At 36.2% G+C, this 21,914-nt stretch carries 26 protein-coding genes; 19 read left to right on the top strand and 7 right to left on the bottom strand.

The features are described 5' to 3' along the window. Positions 1 to 73 precede the first annotated feature (73 nt). Entirely contained in the window at positions 74 to 271 is a 198-nt protein-coding gene (locus ACHABU_RS09480; RefSeq protein ID WP_435764595.1) for a hypothetical protein, read from the top strand. Positions 272 to 406: 135 nt separating this feature from the next. Beyond that, complete coding sequence (locus ACHABU_RS09475; RefSeq protein ID WP_435764594.1) at positions 407 to 1,213, top strand: inositol monophosphatase family protein; 807 nt, start codon at positions 407 to 409, stop codon at positions 1,211 to 1,213. 12 nt (positions 1,214 to 1,225) lie between these two features. Here the strand turns inward: ACHABU_RS09475 and ACHABU_RS09470 are convergent, their stop codons facing one another. Next, positions 1,226 to 1,396 (bottom strand): DUF5325 family protein, encoded by a 171-nt coding sequence (locus ACHABU_RS09470; RefSeq protein ID WP_435764593.1) that lies wholly within the window; start codon positions 1,394 to 1,396, stop codon positions 1,226 to 1,228. Positions 1,397 to 1,552: 156 nt separating this feature from the next. Between ACHABU_RS09470 and ACHABU_RS09465 the strand changes: the two genes are divergently transcribed. Beyond that, positions 1,553 to 1,855, top strand: a complete 303-nt coding sequence (locus ACHABU_RS09465) for a YlaH-like family protein (RefSeq protein ID WP_435764592.1) — start codon at positions 1,553 to 1,555, stop codon at positions 1,853 to 1,855. A 43-nt stretch (positions 1,856 to 1,898) separates the two neighbouring features. On the opposite strand, the gene ACHABU_RS09460 is transcribed toward ACHABU_RS09465, so the two are convergent. Beyond that, positions 1,899 to 2,102: a YlaI family protein gene (locus tag ACHABU_RS09460; protein ID WP_379497921.1), complete on the bottom strand. Its 204-nt coding sequence runs from the start codon at positions 2,100 to 2,102 to the stop codon at positions 1,899 to 1,901. A gap of 155 nt (positions 2,103 to 2,257) precedes the next feature. On the opposite strand from ACHABU_RS09460, the gene ACHABU_RS09455 reads away from it, so the two are divergent. Next, entirely contained in the window at positions 2,258 to 2,557 is a 300-nt protein-coding gene (locus tag ACHABU_RS09455; RefSeq protein ID WP_435764591.1) for a hypothetical protein, read from the top strand. Between the two features lie 69 nt (positions 2,558 to 2,626). On the opposite strand, the gene ACHABU_RS09450 is transcribed toward ACHABU_RS09455, so the two are convergent. After that, a complete protein-coding gene (locus tag ACHABU_RS09450; RefSeq protein WP_435764590.1) occupies positions 2,627 to 3,232 on the bottom strand; it encodes a YhcN/YlaJ family sporulation lipoprotein in 606 nt (201 codons plus the stop codon). Positions 3,233 to 3,339: 107 nt separating this feature from the next. After that, complete coding sequence (locus ACHABU_RS09445) at positions 3,340 to 3,834, bottom strand: hypothetical protein (RefSeq protein ID WP_435764589.1); 495 nt, start codon at positions 3,832 to 3,834, stop codon at positions 3,340 to 3,342. A 169-nt stretch (positions 3,835 to 4,003) separates the two neighbouring features. On the opposite strand from ACHABU_RS09445, the gene ACHABU_RS09440 reads away from it, so the two are divergent. The 3 genes from ACHABU_RS09440 (at position 4,004) to pyc (ending at position 9,087) form a co-directional block, all read left to right on the top strand. Continuing rightward, positions 4,004 to 4,285: a YlaN family protein gene (locus ACHABU_RS09440; protein WP_435764588.1), complete on the top strand. Its 282-nt coding sequence runs from the start codon at positions 4,004 to 4,006 to the stop codon at positions 4,283 to 4,285. Positions 4,286 to 4,462: 177 nt separating this feature from the next. Further along, positions 4,463 to 5,656 carry a putative lipid II flippase FtsW gene (gene ftsW / locus ACHABU_RS09435; protein ID WP_435764587.1) on the top strand — a complete coding sequence of 398 codons (1,194 nt, stop codon included), beginning with the start codon at positions 4,463 to 4,465 and terminating at the stop codon, positions 5,654 to 5,656. Next, positions 5,644 to 9,087 carry a pyruvate carboxylase gene (gene pyc / locus ACHABU_RS09430; RefSeq protein ID WP_435764586.1) on the top strand — a complete coding sequence of 1,148 codons (3,444 nt, stop codon included), beginning with the start codon at positions 5,644 to 5,646 and terminating at the stop codon, positions 9,085 to 9,087. The genes ftsW and pyc overlap by 13 nt, the downstream gene beginning before the upstream one ends. Before the next feature lie 20 nt (positions 9,088 to 9,107). Here the strand turns inward: pyc and ACHABU_RS09425 are convergent, their stop codons facing one another. Next, positions 9,108 to 10,037 carry a COX15/CtaA family protein gene (locus ACHABU_RS09425; RefSeq protein WP_435764585.1) on the bottom strand — a complete coding sequence of 310 codons (930 nt, stop codon included), beginning with the start codon at positions 10,035 to 10,037 and terminating at the stop codon, positions 9,108 to 9,110. A gap of 468 nt (positions 10,038 to 10,505) precedes the next feature. Here ACHABU_RS09425 and cyoE point away from each other — a divergent pair, with 468 nt between their 5' ends. The 7 genes from cyoE (at position 10,506) to ACHABU_RS09390 (ending at position 16,949) form a co-directional block, all read left to right on the top strand. Further along, complete coding sequence (cyoE, locus tag ACHABU_RS09420) at positions 10,506 to 11,450, top strand: heme o synthase (protein ID WP_435764584.1); 945 nt, start codon at positions 10,506 to 10,508, stop codon at positions 11,448 to 11,450. 61 nt (positions 11,451 to 11,511) lie between these two features. Further along, the gene (coxB, locus tag ACHABU_RS09415) at positions 11,512 to 12,564 is read left to right on the top strand and encodes a cytochrome c oxidase subunit II (protein WP_435764583.1); all 1,053 of its coding nucleotides are present in this window, start codon (positions 11,512 to 11,514) and stop codon (positions 12,562 to 12,564) included. A gap of 41 nt (positions 12,565 to 12,605) precedes the next feature. Beyond that, entirely contained in the window at positions 12,606 to 14,456 is a 1,851-nt protein-coding gene (gene ctaD, locus ACHABU_RS09410) for a cytochrome c oxidase subunit I (RefSeq protein ID WP_435764582.1), read from the top strand. Position 14,457: 1 nt separating this feature from the next. Beyond that, positions 14,458 to 15,081 (top strand): cytochrome (ubi)quinol oxidase subunit III, encoded by a 624-nt coding sequence (locus ACHABU_RS09405; RefSeq protein WP_435764581.1) that lies wholly within the window; start codon positions 14,458 to 14,460, stop codon positions 15,079 to 15,081. A 3-nt stretch (positions 15,082 to 15,084) separates the two neighbouring features. After that, complete coding sequence (ctaF, locus tag ACHABU_RS09400) at positions 15,085 to 15,405, top strand: cytochrome c oxidase subunit IVB (RefSeq protein ID WP_435764580.1); 321 nt, start codon at positions 15,085 to 15,087, stop codon at positions 15,403 to 15,405. A 140-nt stretch (positions 15,406 to 15,545) separates the two neighbouring features. Further along, positions 15,546 to 16,442 carry a cytochrome c oxidase assembly factor CtaG gene (gene ctaG, locus ACHABU_RS09395; RefSeq protein WP_435764579.1) on the top strand — a complete coding sequence of 299 codons (897 nt, stop codon included), beginning with the start codon at positions 15,546 to 15,548 and terminating at the stop codon, positions 16,440 to 16,442. 51 nt (positions 16,443 to 16,493) lie between these two features. Next, entirely contained in the window at positions 16,494 to 16,949 is a 456-nt protein-coding gene (locus ACHABU_RS09390) for a DUF420 domain-containing protein (protein ID WP_435764578.1), read from the top strand. A 45-nt stretch (positions 16,950 to 16,994) separates the two neighbouring features. Here the strand turns inward: ACHABU_RS09390 and ytvI are convergent, their stop codons facing one another. Both ytvI and ACHABU_RS09380 read right to left on the bottom strand, forming a co-directional pair. Further along, on the bottom strand, positions 16,995 to 18,053 hold the full coding sequence (gene ytvI, locus ACHABU_RS09385; RefSeq protein ID WP_435764577.1) for a sporulation integral membrane protein YtvI: 1,059 nt from the start codon (positions 18,051 to 18,053) through the stop codon (positions 16,995 to 16,997). 116 nt (positions 18,054 to 18,169) lie between these two features. Next, positions 18,170 to 18,535, bottom strand: a complete 366-nt coding sequence (locus tag ACHABU_RS09380; RefSeq protein WP_435764576.1) for a YugN family protein — start codon at positions 18,533 to 18,535, stop codon at positions 18,170 to 18,172. Between the two features lie 200 nt (positions 18,536 to 18,735). Between ACHABU_RS09380 and ACHABU_RS09375 the strand changes: the two genes are divergently transcribed. The 5 genes from ACHABU_RS09375 (at position 18,736) to ACHABU_RS09355 (ending at position 21,513) form a co-directional block, all read left to right on the top strand. After that, on the top strand, positions 18,736 to 19,806 hold the full coding sequence (locus ACHABU_RS09375) for a CAP domain-containing protein (protein WP_435764575.1): 1,071 nt from the start codon (positions 18,736 to 18,738) through the stop codon (positions 19,804 to 19,806). 209 nt (positions 19,807 to 20,015) lie between these two features. Next, entirely contained in the window at positions 20,016 to 20,399 is a 384-nt protein-coding gene (locus tag ACHABU_RS09370; RefSeq protein WP_435764574.1) for a YlbD family protein, read from the top strand. Between the two features lie 11 nt (positions 20,400 to 20,410). Continuing rightward, positions 20,411 to 20,644, top strand: a complete 234-nt coding sequence (locus tag ACHABU_RS09365; protein WP_435764573.1) for a YlbE-like family protein — start codon at positions 20,411 to 20,413, stop codon at positions 20,642 to 20,644. A gap of 62 nt (positions 20,645 to 20,706) precedes the next feature. After that, on the top strand, positions 20,707 to 21,141 hold the full coding sequence (locus ACHABU_RS09360; protein WP_435764572.1) for a YlbF family regulator: 435 nt from the start codon (positions 20,707 to 20,709) through the stop codon (positions 21,139 to 21,141). A gap of 96 nt (positions 21,142 to 21,237) precedes the next feature. Continuing rightward, a complete protein-coding gene (locus ACHABU_RS09355; RefSeq protein WP_435764571.1) occupies positions 21,238 to 21,513 on the top strand; it encodes a YlbG family protein in 276 nt (91 codons plus the stop codon). Positions 21,514 to 21,914: the final 401 nt, after the last annotated feature.

Here is a 21,914-nt window from a genome sequence, read left to right as displayed (position 1 = left end):
AAAACGAACAAAGTCATAGAATAAAGAAAAAGATGGAATTGGCTAAACAAGCTCTTGGAAAGGGAGTGAAAAGATGAAATACGTTGTGGAGGCATTAAGAAGAAAAGAGGCCCAGGAAAAATTACCTGTGATTCGTATGGAAATCGATTATGAATTAGTAACCCTCTTTGATGCAATGAAAGCAGATGATAAAGTAATGATAATCAAAGCTAAAGAACGATTAGAGGTCTTAAGAAAGCAGATGCTTCAAATAGACAATGAACAAGTATAATAGCTGACCCCAATATGTATTGGAGCATTAACATAATATTCGAATACATATTGGGGTCATTCAAATACAATGACGTATATACTCCATTTTGATACAATCATATATACAGTCGATGAAAAATGGAGGTAAATATATATGGATTCATTACTTCGGGAAGATATATTTAAACAGGCAATAAAATGGGTAATGGAAGCCGGGAATACGATTAGAGATAAAATGAATGATCCATTGGATATCGAAACTAAATCCAATGCAAATGATCTTGTAACGAAGTTGGACAAAGAAACAGAACAGTTTTTCGTCGCTAAAATTAAAGAAAAATACAAAGACCATTTCATTCATGGTGAAGAAGGATATGGTGATAATCCTACATCTTTAGATGGAACCATTTGGATTATTGATCCGATCGATGGCACGATGAATTTTGTGCACCAAAAAAGAAATTTCGCTATTTCAGTTGGGATTTATCATGACGGTGTTGGCGAAATTGGATTAATTTATGATGTAATGGCCAATACGCTTTATCATGCAAAAAAGGGTCAAGGTGCTTACAAGGATGATGTAAAATTACAACCATTGCCAAAGAAGAAAAATATAAACGAAGCAATCGTAGGAATGAATCATTTCTGGCTATGTGAAAACAGATTCATAGATGAGCAGGTAATGCAAAGTTTTGTTAAGGATATTCGTGGAACGAGAACATATGGTTCTGCAGCACTTGAATTTGCCTTTACTGCTGAGGGAATTGTAGATGGATACATTTCCATGGGGTTATCTCCCTGGGATGTTGCAGCAGGTATTATCATTGTCAATGAGGTCGGAGGAAGTACAACAGACATTGATGGTAGACCAGTAAATATGCTTGAAAAATCAGCTATACTTACGTGTAACACATCATTTCAAAAAGATATTCTCAAATACTTAAAAAAAGGAAGAAAGTGACATGTTTCTATGTCACTTTCTTCTTTTCTTTAATGTTATTCCGTAGGCAAAAGTTCCGAATCCCAAAATTAGAAATAATAAAATGAGCCATAAATTACGGAATGCAATAGCTATTCCAACAAGTGCGAACAAAATAATTACAAGAATGGCTAACAAAAGCATTGGGAAATTCACATTTTTCATAAAAGCACCTCTATTTCCATCAAGATATAGTATAAATCAAAATCTGGAAATCTACAAAAATAACCATTTAAAAGATTATTCATCGTACTGGCAAGAACCTTTAAGTTTTAGTATGATAGTAGAAAGTTTTATTTAAATAATGGGGGACTTATAGATATGGATGGCTTTAGATTTGTGTTTGATTTGGTAGTAGAGATAAATGGTATTGAGAACATATTTTGGATATTCTTTGTAATGAATTTCGTTTTATGTGCCGTTGCATATGAATTGGGATTTGCGAGGAAACTCCCAATAGGGAAAGCAATTTTTGTATATTTGATGTTGTTGATTGGTACATATATTTTAACCATCTTTACCACAGTGATGAGGATGCCAACGGTGGAAAGTCTTCTAGTAATTATCTTGGTTCTTGCCATATACAGAATCAGACTTCATAGGCAACGGAAAGCAATCAAATAGGGAATCAAATAAAAAACGCCCAGGAGGCGTTTTTTATTTGATATTATAAGTATTGATCGACTTTTTTATTTTCACGGTATAATCTAAATTTCCCTGTATCTAGGCGTTTTTTGGTTTTATGCTCGACTCGTTCATAACAAGGAGTGCATAGATACATATAAATTCTTCTATTTCTCAATCTTTTTGCTTTTAAAGAATAATCCTCTATATCTTCAATTTTGTCGCAAAGAGTACATTTAACTTGCATAATATCACCTCAACATGGGAATAAATAATTTATTACTATGTAATAGTATATCATAATAATGGTAGCGATTAGAAGGTGTTGCTACATGTTTGATAAAAAAATAGAGGGGAATAAGGTATATACAATACACTTTAAAGCTATGAAAGGACGATTCGATGAAAAAAAGATATTTATTGTCTGCAGTAGGAGTCATGGGAGCAAGTGTTGCTGGATATTACTTAAAGGATGAAAAAAATCGCAACAAGATTAAAGAGGTTTCAAATGGGGTAACTGGTAAGATAAAAGGGAAAACAGATAGTACTTTTGAAAATGCAGGTGTACCTGATCAATCATCAGAAACAAGTGACATTGCTCAACTAGAAAATTCTAAAATGGTTTCTGAAGGATCACAATTCGGCGTTCAATATTACAATGATAAGAAAGACGAAAATAAGTTAGCAAATCAACAAGATTAATGTAAAAAAGGTTTCTGATTGATTCAGAAACCTTTTTACTTAAAATGAACGATATTTACCAATTCCATCCTATTTCTGGCGTTCATCATGCTGGTATGATTGATCGCCTTCGATATCATCTAACTTCTGCTGATCTTCTTCATCAATTGTTTCTTTATTTTGGTCTGGTTCTTCAGCGCGGTCATCATCGATTGGGAATTCAGGCATGAATCGTCCGACGATAGCTGCTAGTTCATCTACAACTCCTTGAACCGGATGCCCCTGACTGATTTTGTTACCCATTCCTCTTATCCTCTCCACAACATCCGCATCTGCTACAACAACTGCAGTTTTACCATAGGGATCATGATATAAAGCCTCTGTTACAGAGTATTTAATTGTGCCAACACGTGAGCGATCGAGATCCTTATCTACATCAATAGCAACTACGGTGTACGGTCCAGCGACGATTGCCGAAGCGTCATTTACATTTGGAATGTCTGTTGCAAGGTTTGCCAGACGTTTAGCAATTTGTTCGTTATCCAGATCTTCCAGTTCTGTCGGATCTGAATTTTTCACTTGAACAATTCGATCTGAATCCTTTTCTTCTCCAGCTAAAGGAGTTTCTTCTTCTTGACCGCATGCTGCTAAGGATAGAATTACAGCCAGTATTAATATATTTAATTGCAAGTTCATTCAGCATTCCTCCTAATTATAGTAGCTGATAAACCTATTTTGGATAGTTTACGTAAAAATATACAGGATATTGGGAAAAAGAAAAGTCTGCTATTAGCAGACTTTGATTAGTTAATAACTATTTTTTTAATATTTTTAACAGGATTATCTTTATTGGAACCGTCTCTATAAAAGTAATGTACGGGTCCATCTTCTCTTAATGGCTTGCCGTTGAGGGAGAATAGGAAATATCCATCTTCAAGTTCGGACAATGTAACGGTTACATCTTCTTCACCATCTGTAATAAATGTTGCATTCTTAGCATCCGATTTAATCTCTGCATTGGTTATGAAATCATGTAGCGGCATCACATAAGAATTTTTTAGTATTTCTTCTCCTTCGATCTTGGAAATACTCTTGTTAACAGGAGGTCGATTCATTTTTGTTTCTAAAACCTCTCTATTAAAGCGCTCGGAAACTTTTTCCAAGTCATCCATTTCTTCTATTTCCTCTACCTTTTTAGAAAACGCATCGTTTAATAAAATTTTTCTATCATCAAAAATCCATACTGTTGGATCCAATGTTATAGAATAGGAAACTTTTCCGGTAATTGGTACAATCATTTTTTCACCCCTAATTATGTATGTATCTTAACTTAGAATATCAGACATTAATTATTATTTCATCTAATGAATTAAATTTTATAAATTTTTTTCGGTTTTATTTGCATTTTTCAATGGCTAACGATAATATAATATAAAAGAAAGTCTTTTAGTGGAGGGGATTCAATTGATGCCTGAGGTGACCATAGATCATCGTGAAAAAGCCCATGCCCTTCTTAAGGCTGACGCTGACAACATTTTACGACTCATTGAAGTTCAAATAGAAAATCTAACGATGCCGCAATGTCCAGTTTATGAAGATGTGCTGGATACTCAAATGTTCGGTCTGTCAAGGGAAATTGATTTTGCTGTACGTCTGAACTTAATCAGCGAAAATGATGGTAAAGCACTTCTTGAGAATTTGGAGAAGAAGCTTAATATATTACATGAAGCATCTCAAAATACTTTATGATTAGGGCTTCTGTTTTGGCGTTATAGTACTATGGAGCAAAAACTTTGCCAGCATACACTTGGCGAGGTTTTTTTATTTACAGCGGTTCAATATTTTGAATAATTAACTAGAAGAATATTCTGAAATGAGCTAAAAAATATGGTACACTAATTATTACATATGGTAGGGAGAAACATGATGATACAAAAATTAAAAGATTATGATTTTACTTTAATCATCACACCTTTACTTTTAGCTGGCTTTGGAATCGTAATGATATATAGCGCCAGTATGGTAACCGCTGTTGTTGAAGGAAATGAGAGTACACATTATTTGTTTAGGCAATTAACCTGGTTTGGCATAGGATTGATAGGGTTTATTTTTTGCAGTCTGTTTCCCTATAAATATTATCAAAAGTTTATGAAGTATATTATCCTAGCAATCGTTGTGCTTCTAATAGCAGTTTTGGCTTTTGGTAATTCAGTAAATAATGCCAAATCATGGTTTCAAATTGGTCCCCTAACGATGCAACCAGCAGAGTTTGCAAAGCTTGGTCTGATTATGTATCTTGCTTCTGTTTATTCTAAAAAGCAGGCATATATTAATGAATTCAATAAAGGTGTATTACCTCCATTAGTTTTAACAGCAATTATATTGGCATTGATCATGTTGCAACCAGATATCGGTACTGCTTCGATCATTTTTCTGATTGCATGTTCAGTAATCTTCAGCTCAGGAATTCGCATAAAGCATTTATCTGTCTTAATCGGTATTGGAGTTGTGCTGGTTTTGCTAGTAGTTCCTTATATGATTACGGATGAAAGGCTTTCACGTTTTACTGGAGCTTATCAGCCTTTTGAGACACCCGATTCAGATGGATATCAGTTAATCCAATCCTACGTGGCAATTGGGGCTGGGGGATTGACTGGTGAAGGCCTTGGTCAAAGTGTCCAGAAGCTTGGTTATCTGATGGAAGGCCATACCGATTTTATTATGGCAGTAATAGCAGAAGAATTAGGCTTTATAGGTGTAATCCTTATATTAGGGATGCTCGCAATCATTGTATTGCGCGGTATTTTTATAGCTAGAAAATGTAATGATAGTTTTGGAGCTTTACTAGCGATTGGTATATCTTCCATGGTAGGTATACAAGCATTTATAAACCTAGGTGCTATTAGTGGTATCTTACCGATAACTGGGGTTCCGCTTCCGTTTGTCAGCTATGGAGGTTCATCACTGCTCATTATGCTCATTTCAATGGGTATACTGAATAATATAGCTATGACAGTTAAAAAACGGGAAAATGAAACTGTAGAAACAAAGCCATATGAAAACAGCAACAATAGCAATACTATTTATAATAATAGGGGTGGAAAAAGATGGCAAAATTAAACAACATTAATAAAGTACTAGTAGCAAATCGTGGGGAAATCGCTATACGGGTATTTCGCGCATGTACAGAATTAAATATCCGAACAGTTGCAGTATATTCAAGTGAAGATACGGTGTCATTTCATCGGTTTAAAGCTGATGAGGCTTACTTAATAGGGAAAGGTAAAAAACCTATCGATGCATATTTGGATATTGAAGGAATCATCGAACTTGCTAAAGAAGTAAATGTCGATGCCATCCATCCAGGTTATGGATTTTTGTCCGAAAATATAAACTTTGCAAAACGTTGTGAAGAAGAAGGTATTATATTTATTGGACCGACTAGTGAACATTTAAATATGTTTGGGGATAAAGTTAAGGCGAGAGAACAGGCTGTTAAAGCGAACCTGCCTATTATTCCAGGTAGCGGCGGAGCTGTAACAACGATTGAAGAAGTTGAAGCATTTGGTATAGAAAATGGATACCCAATTATTATTAAAGCATCTTTGGGTGGCGGCGGACGTGGAATGCGGATTGTACGAGCGGAAGAAGAGGTATCTGAAGCATACAATCGAGCAAAATCAGAAGCAAAAGCAGCTTTTGGAAATGATGAAATCTATTTAGAAAAATTCATCGAAAATCCAAAACATGTGGAAGTACAGATTCTTGGTGACAAGCATGGAAACATCGTTCACTTACATGAAAGAGACTGTTCTGTTCAACGCAGGCATCAAAAAGTAATTGAAGTTGCACCAAGTCTATCGTTGACAGATGAACTTCGTGAAGAAATTTGTACTGCTGCAGTTACGTTAATGGAAAATGTGGAGTACATAAATGCAGGAACTGTTGAATTTTTAGTTACCAAAGATGAATTTTATTTTATTGAAGTGAATCCGCGAGTACAAGTAGAACATACCATTACAGAGATGATTACTGGTATAGATATCGTACAGTCTCAATTGAAGATAGCTGATGGTTTCAATTTGCATAGTGAGTCAGTTGGTATTCCACAACAAGAAGATATTAAAATCAACGGTTACGCAATTCAGTCAAGGGTTACCACTGAGGATCCGTTGAATAATTTTATGCCAGATACTGGTAAAATTAATGCATATCGTACTGGTGGAGGTTTTGGAGTTCGACTTGATGCAGGGAATGGCTATCAAGGAGCCGTAATCTCCCCACATTACGATTCCCTACTCGTTAAAGTTTCAACATGGGCTCTGACATTTGAGCAAGCTGCAATCAAAATGGTTAGAAATTTGAAGGAATTTAGAATAAGAGGCATTAAAACCAATATTCATTTCCTGGAAAATGTAATTTTGCATGAAAAGTTCCTATCAGGTCAGTATGATACAACCTTTATAGATAAAACTCCCGAACTTTTTGTTTTTCCAAAAAGAAAAGACCGTGGAACAAAAATGCTTACTTATATCGCACAGACAACACTTAATGGTGGAGAAGGAATGCCTAGTAAGGACAAGCCGTCGTTTTCGCCGTTGTTGATTCCTGAAGTGGATCATAGTCAGAAGCTGCAGTCAGGTACAAAGCAAATATTAGATGAGAAAGGTCCGGATGGGTTAGCAAAATGGTTAAAGGATCAGAAAGAAGTCATGCTAACAGATACAACCTTCCGAGACGCTCATCAATCGTTACTTGCTACCCGTGTAAGAACAAATGACCTGCTTCAAATCGCTGAACCGACAGCACACATGTTGCCTAATTTATTTTCTGTAGAAATGTGGGGCGGAGCAACATTTGATGTAGCGTATAGATTTCTAAAAGAGGATCCTTGGGAAAGGCTTTTAAAGTTACGAAATAAAATGCCAAATGTTCTATTTCAAATGCTGTTGCGTTCAAGTAATGCGGTTGGGTATAAAAACTATCCGGATAACTTAATTCAAGAATTCGTTGAAAAAAGTTCCAATGCTGGTATAGATGTTTTTAGGATTTTCGATAGTTTAAATTGGGTTGAAGGAATGAAACTTGCGATTGAGTCAGTACGTGAAAATAATAAGATTGCTGAGGCTACGATATGTTATACCGGCGATATTCTTGATGTAGGTCGCCAAAAATATGATTTGAAATACTATAAGAATATGGCACAGGAACTGGAAACATCCGGTGCACACATTTTAGGTATTAAAGATATGGCTGGATTGTTAAAACCTGAAGCTGCCTATCAATTGATTTCCACCTTGAAGGAATCAACGGATTTACCAATTCATCTTCATACGCATGATACAAGCGGAAATGGTATCTTTACGTATGCAAGAGCGATAGATGCCGGAGTCGATGTCGTTGACGTGGCTGCTGGCCCAATGGCCGGTTTGACTTCTCAGCCAAGTGCACAAACTTTGTTCCATGCACTTGAAGGGAAGAGTCGACAACCTAAGGTTAATATCGATGCGTATGAAGAGATTTCCCATTATTGGGAAGGTATTAGAGAATATTATCAGGATTTTGAAAGTGGAATGAAAGCACCTCATACGGAAATTTACTTCCATGAGATGCCGGGTGGCCAATACAGTAATCTAAAACAGCAGGCGAAAGCAGTAGGACTCGAAAGTAGATGGAATGAAGTTAAAACCATGTTCCGTCAAGTAAATGATATGTTCGGAGACATTGTGAAAGTGACACCATCTTCAAAAGTAATCGGTGACATGACATTGTTTATGGTCCAAAATGATTTAACAGAAGAAGCGATTTACGAAAAAGGAGAATCTATAGATTTTCCTGACTCGGTTATTGAATTTGCGCAAGGATATATTGGACAACCATATCAAGGGTTCCCTGAAAAACTGCAAAAAGTAATACTTAAAGACAAGGAAGCAATTACAGTACGTCCAGGAGAACTGTTGGATCCAATCGATTTCAAAGAATTGAGAAATTCATTATATGAGACCTTGAACCGTCAAATTACTAGTTTCGATTTGATTTCTCATGCACTGTATCCAAAAGTGTTTATGGATTACACCGAGTTCTGTGAATCATACGGCGATATGTCTGTACTGGATACACCAACTTTCTTCTATGGAATGAAACTGGAAGAACAGATAGAAGTGGAAATTGAAAAAGGGAAAACACTTATCGTTAAACTCGTATCCATATCCGAGCCAAAAGAAGATGGTACACGCGTTTTCTACTTTGATTTGAATGGTCAAACACGTGAAATTACTGTGAAAGATGAAAGCATAAAGTCACTGATTTCAGTACGACCGAAAGTAGATAAGTCTAATGAAAAGCATATTGGTGCGACAATGCCGGGGACCGTACTATCAGTAAATTGCTCTAAAGGTGATTCTGTTAAAAAGGGCGAGCATTTGTTGACGAATGAGGCTATGAAAATGGAGACCACTGTTCAAGCTCCATACGCTGGCGTAATCAAGGAAATTCATGTTGGCAGCGGAGATACGATAGAAGTAAATGATTTATTAATCGAATTTGAATAAAATAAAAAAACAGGAGGCAATTATATATTGCTTCCTGTTTTTTCATGTTTTGAACTTCTGGTGGATAAGAGGATAAAATAGCTAAGCATACCGAAATATAACGATATAACTAACGCATGCATTAATGCTACACCAAGATTTAATAATGTAAAAATAATCATTGCCCCGAAGAAAACTTGCAATAAGATAAGTGAGAAAGTAACGATCCAACCCCAGTACATCACTTTATTATGATGATAGTTTTTAATCATTCTAATTGTAAGCAGCAGTGTCCAAATAAACAGGATTCCTGCGGATAAACGATGTCCCATTTGAATCCACTGATTAAAACTGTAATCAGCAAGGGCCAATGGCGATGTATTCGTACAAAAAGGCCAATCACGGCATACGAGGTTTGATTCCGTATGTCGTACTAATGCTCCTGTATATACGACTATCATTGTGTAAATGGATATTGCATAAATCTCAATACGGTGGGGTTTTCTAATATGTAGCACTTCCGTATCCAATTTCTTATCCACTTCAAAAATTAGGAGCATAAGTAAAAATACAGCAGCAAAGGATACGAGTGAAATTCCGAAATGGGCAGCCAGTACAAAGTCTGATTGTCCCCACATAACAGCTGCAGCTCCTATCAAAGCCTGCAGTGCAATGAAAAATACGGAAGAGAATGATAGAAATTTCACTTCACGCACATGCCCGATTTTAACCCAAGCCAAGATCGCAAGTATTACCACAACAATACCAACGACACCTGTTACTGCTCTGTGACTTAATTCTATTACCATTTCGAAAGTGAATTCAGAAGGTACAACTTCCCCTTCGCACAATGGCCAACTATCTCCGCAGCCATCCTCTGAACCGGTTTTTGTAACTAATGCCCCGCCTAGCAGGATCAGCAACATCCCAATCGTTGAAATAACGGAAAGGATTTTTAAGTATTTTATCATTCCATATAGCCTCACTTTTGATGATTAAAATTTCATGATTTCTTTTCAATAGTTTAATAATAGTATTAGTGCGATACCGAATGCAATGAAACTAGCTCCAAAAATACGTTTGGACACATAATTGTAATAGTATCATGTTTTATTCATGTTTTCACTATGCAAATTAAAAAAAAGCTTGCAATAATGTACTTTGTTTGCTAGAAATAGTATATGGGACGACTATGATATTCCATGCATGTCCGATCTTATTGGATAATAATACATATTAGTACATTCTATTAAAGCTTGTTATTCTTTCACATTTTAGACATATATAAATGGTGAATATGTTTTAAAATATTACAAGTAAATTAATTAGATTGTAAATTAGATCCGTGATACAATTAGAATGGATATCAGAATACTAAATAATAAGTGGTATTCTGTTTATTATCATGTCTTTTTGCCTGGGTTTAAAGGGGGGATAAAATGAATAAAGTGGAAACGCCATATTCTGAAATGATAGGAGATACTACTATTTCCAATAAGCAAAAATATTCCATGATCATCTCAGAAATAAAAGCACTTATAAAAATAGGAATTGTGAACTCTAATCTAATAACAACCATAGCAGGGTTCTTGTTAGCCGTTCATTTTACGAATACTTCCTTTATAAATCATTGGGGTACGTTCTTGCTAACAATTATTGGGAGTGCGATGGTTATCGCCGGCGGATGTATACTTAATAACTGGTACGATGTCGATATCGATCCTAAAATGGAAAGAACAAAAAACCGTCCCACCGTAACGGGGTTCTTCTCACTTAAAATGGTTTTAGTATTTGGATTGGCAACGACGATTGCTGGAATTATTCTATTAATGTTTACAACCATACAAGCTGCACTTTTTGCGTTTCTCGGTTGGTTTGTTTATGTAGTTTTATATACGATATGGTCAAAACGGAGATATACATTAAATACTGTAATTGGAAGCTTCTCAGGTGCAATGCCACCACTTATTGGCTGGGCAGCTGTAAGTCCGTCAATACATACCGTTCCAATCGTAATGTTCCTGATTATGTTTGTATGGCAAACACCTCATTTTCTGGCATTAGCTATGAAAAAAACAGAGGATTATCGTGAGGCTGGAATCCCTATGTTGCCAGTTGTACATGGATTTGACTTTACAAAACGTCAAATTGTTGTATATATAGCATGTTTACTGCCTTTACCATTATTATTAACCCCATTTTTGGGTATTACGTTTACTGTAATAGCAACTTTGCTTAATATAGGATGGCTCGTATTAGGTTTTAGAGGGTTCTTTATAAAAGATGATCTGAAATGGGCAAATTTGATATTCATTTACTCTTTAAACTATTTAATCCTTTTATTTCCACTAATGATTATCGTGACATTGCCAATATTTAATTAACTATTGTCCTTAAAATATATATATATAAGGAAACAACATGAAGAAAGAGAGGTATTAATACATGAAAGGTTGGATGGGAAAATCTAAAGCATTATTACTCTTTACAATGCTGGCATTGTTTTTAGCTGGTTGTGGTAAAGAAAATCTAACCGCACTTGAACCAAAGGGATATGGTGCAGAAGTTTCGATGGATCTAATTGTGTTCCCATTACTGATTATGATTGGAGTCTTTATAGTCGTAATGCTTATTTATGTGATTGCTCTAGTGCGATTTCGTAAGAAGAAGGGACAGGAGGATTTCATCCCTAAACAAGTAGAAGGAAATCACAAATTGGAGACAATTTGGACTGTAATACCTATTATTCTTGTTTTGATCATTGCTGTACCAACTGTGTTTGCTACATTTGATCTAGCAGATGATTCACAGGCAAGTGAGCATATTAATGTTGAAGTTACGGGTAATCAATACTGGTGGCATTTTAATTATGCTGGTGAAGAAATTGTTACTAGTCAGGACTTATATATTCCAACTGGCGAAAGAGTTTACTTAAATATGCTATCTTCAGATGTTATTCATTCATTCTGGATTCCTTCGATTGCTGGTAAGATGGATGTTAATCCAGAAAATGTAAACACGATGTATATTGAGGCGAATGAAGAAGGGGTTTATTGGGGGAAATGTGCTGAACTTTGTGGTCCTTCACACTCTCTGATGGACTTTAAAGTAGTCGTCGTAAGCCCTGAAGAGTATGATCAATGGGTTTCCGATATGCAAAGCGTTGATCCGGAAGCAGTTCCGGAAGATGCTGTAGCACAGGAAGGTCAAGAACTATTTGAAGCAAACAGTTGTGTGGCATGTCATGCGATTGGATCTTCACCTGCAGCAACAGGACCAAACCTTACAAACTTCGGTGATCGGTCAACTGTAGCGGGTATTCTTGAACCAACAAAAGAAAATCTTGTCGATTGGATTATGGACCCTGAGTCCATTAAACCTGGTAACAAAATGACAGGCGCTTATCCTAGCATTTCGGAAGAAGAAGCTAATAGTATTGCTGAATACTTAATGCAATTAAAGCCCTCTGAAATAACACCTGAGAGTGCTGGGAACTAAATTATATATGGGATGAAAGACACAAAAGGGAGGTTTATGCTTTGAGTATTGCAACTACTCAAAAGAGAGGATTCGGCGCAGTGCTATGGGATTATCTAACTACTGTAGACCATAAAAAGGTCGGTATTTTATACTTAATTGGTGGTGGATTCTTTTTCCTGCTCGGCGGATTGGAAGCTCTTATTATACGAATTCAGTTAATAAAACCTGAAAATGATTTTATCAGTGCAGGTTTGTACAATGAAATGATTACAATGCATGGAACTACAATGATATTTTTTGCGGCAACACCAATATTATTTGGTTTAATGAACTATGTTATGCCATTGCAAATAGGAGCACGTGACGTTGCTTTTCCATTTTTAAACTCACTTGGCTTTTGGCTATTTTTCTCTGGTGGGGTTCTTTTAAACCTTAGTTGGTTTACTGGCGCACCAGATGCTGGGTGGACTAACTATGCACCACTTTCACTACAATCACCAGGACATGGTATAGATTACTATGTGATGGGTCTCCAATTGTCCGGTGCAGGGACATTAATGAGTGGGATTAACTTCCTGGTAACAATCGTTACAATGCGTGCACCCGGTATGACCTATATGCGCATGCCATTATTTTCATGGACTACGTTCGTGACAAGTATTCTTACATTATTTGCTTTTCCAGCACTGACTGTCGGTCTATTTTTAATGATGTTTGATCGTATGTTTGGTACAGCCTTCTTTGATGTAGCGCTTGGTGGAAATTCAATTATATGGCAACACTTATTCTGGATATTTGGACATCCTGAAGTTTACATATTGATTCTGCCGGCATTCGGTATTTTCAGTGAAATCATACCAACATTTGCAAGAAAGCGATTATTTGGATACACTGCAATGGTATTTGCGACATTCCTCATTGCATTTCTTGGTTTCATGGTATGGGCTCACCATATGTTTACGGTTGGACTCGGACCTGTAGCAAACTCGATTTTCGCTGTAGCTACGATGGCTATTGCTGTTCCAACAGGTATCAAGATATTTAACTGGCTCTTAACCTTATGGGGAGGGAGTATTACAATTAACTCTGCTATGCTTTGGACACTTGCTTTTATTCCTTCATTTACAATTGGTGGAATGACTGGGGTAATGCTTGGCTCATCTGTAGCGGATTATCAATATCATGATACTTATTTTGTTGTTGCTCACTTCCACTACGTTATTGTTGGTGGGGTAGTATTTGCAATATTAGCTGCAATGCATTATTGGTGGCCAAAAATGTTTGGAAGAATGCTTCATGAAGGAATGGGTAAACTAGCATTCTGGACATTCTTTATCGGTTTCCATTTAACATTCTTTATTCAGCATTTTCTTGGTTTAATGGGTATGCCACGTCGTTACTGGGTATTCCTCGAAAATCAAGGGTTGGATACAGGTAACTTGATTAGTACAATTGGGGCGTTCTTTATGACTTTTGGTGTCCTTGTATTCTTAATTAATGTTGTTTACACTGCTGTCAAAGGTGAAAAGGCTCCTGCTGATCCGTGGGATGCCCGTACATTGGAATGGACGATTTCTTCACCACCTGCCCATTACAATTTCAAACAATTGCCATTAGTTCGTGGTCTTGATCCATTATGGATTGAAAAAACAGAAGGAAATGGAAAAATGATACCAGCAGAGCCATTGGACGAAATCCATATGCCGAACGGTTCCATACTTCCATTGATAATGACATTTGGTTTCTTTATCGCATCTTTAGGTTTCATTTATCAGTCTGATCATAAAGCATGGTTACTAGTTGTTTATGTTGGTATGGCTATCGCATTGGGTACGATGCTAATCAGATCATTGAAAGATGATCACGGCCATCATATTACAAAAGAAGAACTTGAAAGGGAGGATGATTGATATGAGTCATGATCACTCCTTGAATCCGGAAACAATGCCACAGGATCCTTCCAAAGCAACAATGGAAGGAAAACATAAATTTTTAGGTTTATGGATTTTCCTTGGAGGAGAAACAGTTCTTTTCGCCTGTTTATTCGGTACTTACCTTGCCTTAAGAAATTCAACTGCAGGCGGTCCATCTACACAGGATTTATTCGGACTTGAACTTGTTTTTCTAATGACCATTCTGTTATTGACTAGTTCATTAACTAGTGTTTACGCAATTTACCATATGAAAAATAATGACTTTAAAAAGATGCAACTATGGTTTGGTATTACTGCATTACTCGGTATCTCTTTCCTAGCTTGTGAAATTTATGAGTTTGCTCATTATATTCATGAGTATGGATTTACTTTCCGATCTTCTGCTTTTGGTTCAGCCTTTTATGCATTAGTCGGGTTCCACGGAGGTCACGTAGTTTTTGGTCTCAGTTGGCTGATTGCGATTATGGTACGCAATGCGAAACGAGGTTTAAGTCTTTACAATGCTCCGAAATATAATACTTTCGGATTGTATTGGCACTTTATCGACGTTGTTTGGGTATTTATCTTTACAGTTGTTTACTTGATGGGGATGGTGAGTTAATTTATGACGGATAATACGAATACCAGCAAAATTAATTCGTTCCAAAAAGAAAAGAACAAAGATGAAATGAGAAAGCAAATTGTTACTTTTGCGTTAATGATCTTCTTTACGATGATTGCATTTTTTGCAGTCATGATGGGAGTCAGCTCTACTTTTGTGATCCCATTGATTCTTGTATTGGCTCTTGTACAAGTAGGATTTCAATTCTACTACTTTATGCATATGAAAGATAAAGGACATGAAATAGCTGCATCGTTGTTGTATGGTGGTATCTTTGTTGGCTTCCTAGTGATTCTTACATTTGTAGCAATTACGTGGTGGTAAGATTTTAAAAAGTTAATTATGAAAAAAGATCAGGATTTGTTTCCTGGTCTTTTTTTGCTAAATCGTCACATTCTATGTTAGTAACAAGTAAATTTTAATGTATAATGTGAGGATAGTCAGGTATATGGAGTGATAATATTATGTGGTTAGAATTACAAATTTTTGGCTTTCGTGCTTTATGGAGTCCGTTTTACTTTGTTTTTATCTTAGCTTTGGCAGTATTGTATTATTTCATTACCGGGCCATATCGTTCTAAATTTGGTGGCGAGGAAAAACCAACGGCTAATCAACAGGTTCTGTTTTATGTATCCCTATTATTATTGTATCTCGTGAAAGGGTCACCAATTGATTTGCTCACCCATATCACACTAACTGCGCACATGATTCAAATGGCCATTTATTTATTAGTAGTCCCTATTTTAATGTTGAAGGGTATTCCTGAATGGGTTTGGAGGAAAGTGGTTAATGCTCCTGTAATCAAGCCTGTTTTTAAATTACTGACAAAGCCGCTTATTGCATTGTTGCTGTTCAACACACTTTTCTCACTGTATCATATACCAGTTGTTTTCGATTTCGCAAAATCATCGATAGTTGCACATACATCTATTTCAATTATTTTATTTATTGCTTCCTTTATCGTTTGGTTTCCATTAATTGCGCCGATCAAAGAATTGGATAAAATACAGCCGCTATTGAAAATTGGTTATATTTTTGCAAATAGTGTATTGATTACACCTGCATGCGTTCTGATTATTTTTGCATCAGAACCGATGTATGCTGCATATTCTCAGGATGGATCCTGGATTCAGGCCTTGAGTTTGTGTGTTCCTGGTGACGTCCTTCAAGGGTTGACCTCGGCTCTATCAGGTCCTGAAATGTTTACATCAATGGATACTGTTGAGGACCAGCAATTGGGTGGTATTATCATGAAAATTATGCAGGAAATAACGTATGGTGTAGTATTAGCATCCATTTTCTTTAGATGGTTCTCCGAGGAGAGTCTTAAAATTGATCCGGCTCCTGAATCAGTTGAATAACTAATATTTTGAGGGGAAGTTGATACTTCCTAGAAAGGATTTGTTTACATTATGCCTTTTTTACCGACAATTAGTACTTTCTTTATTGCTTTGAGTGCAATTCTTGTTGCGATAGGGTGGGTGTTAATTACTAAGGGGAAAAAGAAAGCACATAAAAAGGTGATGCTTTCTGCTGCTGTAAGTGCTATATTATTCTTTATTATATATGTGTCCCGTACCATTTTTGTTGGGAATACAAGTTTTGGTGGGCCAGATAATATTGAAATTTACTATACAATTTTCCTAGTCTTTCATATTATTTTAGCAACAACTGGTGCTGTTTTTGGGATTGTAACAATAACATTGGCACTTAAAAGAAATATAGCAAAACATAGAAAAATCGGCCCTGTTACAAGCGTCATTTGGTTCTTTACAGCGATAACCGGTGTTATGGTTTATCTTCTGCTTTATGTTATTTATGATGGCGGAGGAACAACTAGTATGTTGAAAGCAATTTTTGGTTTTTAAGATTACAATAAAAAGGTGAGAGCAATAAATATTGCTCTCACCTTTTTATATTTTTATATTCCATTTAATAATTCCGGCTTCTTTAGCTGTCGTAAATGCAATTACAAGTACAGGTCCAATAATGAAACCAAGAATCCCGAAAAGTTGAAGTCCAATAAACATCGATATCAATGTTGCAAGTGGTGATAGCCCTATATGCTGACCCATTACCTTTGGTTCTACTGTACGCCTGATAGCTAGTAATATGATAGCCAAAATAGCTAATTGAATCCCAGTCGAAGTGTCACCAGTCAATAGCATAAATAGAGACCAAGGCCCAAGTATGATAATAGAACCAATGATAGGTATTAAATCAACCAGCCAGATGATCAGTGACATGATTAATGCTACCTCAGGTACAATTAAGTACAAACCGATGAGCGAAGCTGCCAAAATGACAATACTAACTAAAAGCTGTGCCTTGAAGAATCCAAATAACACACTAGTTAATCTTGTATTCATGAACGATACCTTTTCGGCTGTCTCGTTTCTAAGTAAGCCGTATAAATTGGATTTTATAATTGGCAATTCAAGCATGAATAGGAATAATGCAATCATGTAAACAATAAAACTGATTAGAAAGTCTGGTATTTTAGCAAAAATCTTGGCAATGTTGTCCAGTGTGATTATTTCTCTAATGGTAGTACTCACGGAAGCTATACTACCCTCAATACTTGCAGATATCTCGTTAACAAATTCGATCGGCAGAGTGCTCGAATACCGATACAAATCAGCTTCCCATTTACTGTATATGTTATTAAGTTGGTTGACATAACTAGGTACTGATTCTGCAAAAATTACTAGTTGAGTAGCAGACTTCGTTACAATAAATGTACCAACAGTCCCCACTGAAATCAGAAATAAGAGGAAAACGAAAATGACAGATGTCCTTCGACTTATTCTTAACCTCTGTTGAATGAATCGAATGGTAGGATTCAATATAAGGGCAGTAATCAATGCAATTACTAATGGAATTGAAATAGGTAGGATAAAGAAGATAAAAATTAATAATAAGATTACTAAAAAGATAAGGGTCCAATGACGTTTGGTTATATTCCGAAACAAGGGGAAGCTTGTCTCCTTTCGTTACTTTATTTAAAATGTGGTTGGTTAAATGCCTTTTTAAAAAAACCAACTGTACAAGATGATACCAGACAGTTGGTTTTTACATATAAGGTTGTTTATCTTTTATACTGATGTATTTCCTCAGCAACTTTTAAAAGAATCGTTTGAGCACGTTCAATCAATGTCTCCGGGAATTTCTCGCCTTCGCCATACTCAACGCCATGTGGATAATAATGCTTACCTAATAGTGGAGTCATTAATTTAATAACCGCAGTGCCAGTATCTACATTTCCTTCGATAGCGTAACCTTGAATACGGATGTAATATGTAATATTTTTTTCTTTTGAACCAATCTTATAATCGTAAGTAACCCTTTCATAATCCCATTGTCCTGCACGAATAAAAGCATGTTTCCCAGTTAAATGGTCCAAAGGTTTTAATTCAACAACCGAATCTTCAATACCGGTATTTTCCAATCTCATTTTATTCACCTCATGTATTAGTCCTGATTACTTTAATAATAGTACGAAAACGCTTAATATGCAATTAAAAACAGTAAAACTATCATTTTAATTCTCCTAGTAAAGAGATGATATATTAATTAATAGGGAAAAGAGAATATATGCAGTTAGATTTCATAGTATAAATTATACTAATAAAAAAGATAAGGGGAAAGTATTCGATGCGTATAATCCGGAATATAATATTTTTAACAGTGATCGCATTAGTCGTTTTTTACTTTATCGAAAGTGCAGAGAATTCTCCTAAAGAATTAGTCAGCAATGTAACGAATGTAGCTAAAGAGAAGAGAAATGTTTTACAATCAAAAATAGCACCAGAAGAAACGGTGTCATCCATTCCACTGGAAGGAAATATTTTTAGTTGGATAGGTAAAACACAACAGGAGTTAGCAGGTCATCTAGGGGAGCCTAGTAGAGTTGATCCAAGTGCCTATGACTATGAATGGTGGGTTTACAGGGATACAGCTACCCAATATATTCAATTTGGTATAGAAGATAATAAGATAATTACAATTTATGGGACTGGAGAAGAGTTGGAAACAAAACCGGTCCATGTAGGCCAATCGTATGAAGATATCCGTCATCATTTCAACTTTACGAACGAAGTAACATACAATGAAGGAATATCATCCTATACCTTTCGTCTTACTGAAGAGGATTTAAGGATGAGACCACTAGTCAAAATTGATGATAATACCTTTATTCAATTCTATTTCGATACGTTTACAAGTAAATTATCCTCGCTCCGAATTCTTTCGGCGAATACGTTGTTAAAACATCGACCATATGAGATAGAATATCGTGGAAAACTGCCAAATGAGCCAGATCTAACGGAAGATAAATGGGATAAGATAGAAAAGGGCATGGAGCAACAAATAGTTGATATTACCAATGTAATGCGGAATCAGCATGGAATAGATAAACTCGATTGGGAAGAGAGTGTAAGCAATGTTGCCTATCAACATAGTAAAGATATGGCAGAAAATAATTACTTTTCCCATTATAGCTTGAATGGAAACGGACTTAAAGAACGTTTAGAAGTGGAAAGTGTATTTTATACCGCCGCCGGAGAAAATATTGCTGCACAATACCCTGATGCTCCTGCTGCTATGGAAGGCTGGTTAAATAGTGAAGGGCATCGTGAAGCACTTTTCAATGATGAATACACACATATAGGAGTAGGTGTATATCGTTTTTACTACACCCAGAATTTCCTTGGAAAACCATTATAAGAAATACGTACTCACTTGGTGATCTTACCAAGTGAGTTTTTTTGCAAGTAAGAAAGTATAAACTTTCTTACTTGCAGAAGTGCAACTAAGGCATTCGCCGAAAAGGCTTGGCGGATGCCAAGTTTTCTAACGTGATTGTACTTCTGCACATTCGTAGGTATCTCGCATAAATTAAATCGTATAAATGACTAATAAAAGGGGTGAAAAAATTGGAGGAATTACATCCGACAGTAATTGCATTTAAAAAGTTCATAAATAAACACCCACTTTTGCTAAGAGAAGTTAGAAAGAGTGGAAGATCATGGCAGGAGTATTATGAACAATGGGCACTACTTGGAGAAGACGATCCACATTGGGAAAAATACAAAGATGAACCAATAAATGAAAAAGTAGATAAGAGTACTGTAAAGGATTCTGAGTTGGTTAGTCAGCTGCTGAAATATACATCCAATTTAGATATGAATAAAGTACAAGGACAGGTCGATCAATTAAGCAAAGCAATTGCTTCTATTCAGGAAATGATGGAACAGTTCAAAGGTTCTCAAAAAAAGGAACAGCTTCCGAAAGATCCTTTTAGTTGGATGAGGGATTGAGGTGATTATAATTGGACCCAATCGTTAAGGAATATTTAACAGAAAACCCAAAGCTTGCTGAATTTGTGAGGTATAATCCGGTCTGGTATCGTTATTTATCAAGAAATCCGGGAAGAATAGAGGAGATGGAAAAGGAAGCCAAATTTTTTTATGGCAAAACATTTCCACAAAGAATCGGAAATTTAAATAGCCAAATCCAAATGATTAACATGCTTGCTCAAGTAGCAAAAGCAATGAAGGATTAAATACAATATATTTTCTTTCCGGTAATTAAATGATAGTATATATAATAGTGGAGGTGTTATAAATGATAGCTACATTGGAATATGTAGATATTCTAGATAAATCAGAGCAGCTAGGGAAGATGGTTATGGATTCTGACGTTATGGAAGCTTATCAGAAAACCCGTGTTGAACTCGATGAAAATAAAGAAGCACAAAAGCTTATCAAAGCTTTTTCAGATATGAAAGACAAATATGATGATGTACAGCGATTTGGCAGGTATCACCCGGATTACTATGACATTATGAAAAATGTCCGTTCCACGAAAAGGGACATGGATATGAACGATAAAGTAGCTGCATTCAAAATAGCAGAGCGAAATCTCCAAAAATTACTAGATGAAATAAGTCAGTTTGTTGCTAACAGTGTGAGCGTACAGATTAAATCACCTAAAGACGGAGCTGCTCTTAATGATAGTGGTTGCGGTTGTGGCAGTGGTGGAGCCTGCGGATGTGCTTGATAGCATTAAAAGAAGAGTAAATGCCTTCAGAAAGCTTCTGAAGGTAGATGCTTTTTCACGTATGAACTAAAATTCCAAAAGAAACGGGGGATTGCGATGAACACGAATCGACAGGGAATCGTCGTATGGTTTCAACATATGAAAAACATAAAACAATTGAAAAGATATGGAAACTTAATTTATACTTCCAAGAAACTAAGATATGCAATCATTTATGTAGATCAAGCAGAAATAGAGGAAGTTGAAATGAAAATGATGAAGCATTCTTTTGTTTCCAAAATTGAGAGATCCTATAAACCTTTTATACGTACTGACTTTGAAAATGCTAAACCTGACAAAGCGAAGCAATATGATTATAAAATGGGTATTTAAACCTTTGTGAATCGAAAATGGATTCTCAAAGGTTTTTTTGTTTGAGTCGCCTGCGCATTTAAGGCAAGGCTCTTAACGCGATGGTTGTTGCTATAGAACTCTCGCAGTTGAGATAACTGCGAACTAACTACTAGCTGTTATCCAAAATCGTGTGCTTCTATCGCCGTCCGGGATCGCTCTGGGCGGATGCTTTCCGCGGGCACGGCCTCAGCCCCGAAGAGAAAACCACTCTTCTGGTCTTCGGACACGTGCTGTTCCCGCAGGAGTCACCGCCCGCCGCTCACCCGGACTGGTAAGGCTGTATGACGATATTTTAGCTCCCCCCCCCCGTTAATGTAGTAATCGTCAACAATCTTCTAACTAGCTCTGGGAAATATACGGAGACTCCAACGGGAAGAAAG

It is taken from the genome of Oceanobacillus sp. CF4.6 (assembly GCF_051262635.1).
Taxonomy (GTDB): Bacteria; Bacillota; Bacilli; order Bacillales; family Amphibacillaceae; genus Oceanobacillus.
This window is presented reverse-complemented; position numbering and strand designations above follow the sequence as displayed.

Bases quoted from the DNA above. Each gene is read 5' to 3' on its own strand.
- ACHABU_RS09480 (WP_435764595.1), top strand. From the start codon at position 74: ATGAAATACGTTGTGGAGGCATTAAGAAGAAAAGAGGCCCAGGAAAAA.
- ACHABU_RS09475 (WP_435764594.1), top strand. From the start codon at position 407: ATGGATTCATTACTTCGGGAAGATATATTTAAACAGGCAATAAAATGG.
- ACHABU_RS09470 (WP_435764593.1), bottom strand. From the start codon at position 1,396: ATGAAAAATGTGAATTTCCCAATGCTTTTGTTAGCCATTCTTGTAATT.
- ACHABU_RS09465 (WP_435764592.1), top strand. From the start codon at position 1,553: ATGGATGGCTTTAGATTTGTGTTTGATTTGGTAGTAGAGATAAATGGT.
- ACHABU_RS09460 (WP_379497921.1), bottom strand. From the start codon at position 2,102: ATGCAAGTTAAATGTACTCTTTGCGACAAAATTGAAGATATAGAGGAT.
- ACHABU_RS09455 (WP_435764591.1), top strand. From the start codon at position 2,258: ATGAAAAAAAGATATTTATTGTCTGCAGTAGGAGTCATGGGAGCAAGT.
- ACHABU_RS09450 (WP_435764590.1), bottom strand. From the start codon at position 3,232: ATGAACTTGCAATTAAATATATTAATACTGGCTGTAATTCTATCCTTA.
- ACHABU_RS09445 (WP_435764589.1), bottom strand. From the start codon at position 3,834: ATGATTGTACCAATTACCGGAAAAGTTTCCTATTCTATAACATTGGAT.
- ACHABU_RS09440 (WP_435764588.1), top strand. From the start codon at position 4,004: ATGCCTGAGGTGACCATAGATCATCGTGAAAAAGCCCATGCCCTTCTT.
- ftsW (WP_435764587.1), top strand. From the start codon at position 4,463: ATGATACAAAAATTAAAAGATTATGATTTTACTTTAATCATCACACCT.
- pyc (WP_435764586.1), top strand. From the start codon at position 5,644: ATGGCAAAATTAAACAACATTAATAAAGTACTAGTAGCAAATCGTGGG.
- ACHABU_RS09425 (WP_435764585.1), bottom strand. From the start codon at position 10,037: ATGATAAAATACTTAAAAATCCTTTCCGTTATTTCAACGATTGGGATG.
- cyoE (WP_435764584.1), top strand. From the start codon at position 10,506: ATGAATAAAGTGGAAACGCCATATTCTGAAATGATAGGAGATACTACT.
- coxB (WP_435764583.1), top strand. From the start codon at position 11,512: ATGAAAGGTTGGATGGGAAAATCTAAAGCATTATTACTCTTTACAATG.
- ACHABU_RS09405 (WP_435764581.1), top strand. From the start codon at position 14,458: ATGAGTCATGATCACTCCTTGAATCCGGAAACAATGCCACAGGATCCT.
- ctaF (WP_435764580.1), top strand. From the start codon at position 15,085: ATGACGGATAATACGAATACCAGCAAAATTAATTCGTTCCAAAAAGAA.
- ctaG (WP_435764579.1), top strand. From the start codon at position 15,546: ATGTGGTTAGAATTACAAATTTTTGGCTTTCGTGCTTTATGGAGTCCG.
- ACHABU_RS09390 (WP_435764578.1), top strand. From the start codon at position 16,494: ATGCCTTTTTTACCGACAATTAGTACTTTCTTTATTGCTTTGAGTGCA.
- ACHABU_RS09380 (WP_435764576.1), bottom strand. From the start codon at position 18,535: ATGAGATTGGAAAATACCGGTATTGAAGATTCGGTTGTTGAATTAAAA.
- ACHABU_RS09375 (WP_435764575.1), top strand. From the start codon at position 18,736: ATGCGTATAATCCGGAATATAATATTTTTAACAGTGATCGCATTAGTC.
- ACHABU_RS09360 (WP_435764572.1), top strand. From the start codon at position 20,707: ATGATAGCTACATTGGAATATGTAGATATTCTAGATAAATCAGAGCAG.
- ACHABU_RS09355 (WP_435764571.1), top strand. From the start codon at position 21,238: ATGAACACGAATCGACAGGGAATCGTCGTATGGTTTCAACATATGAAA.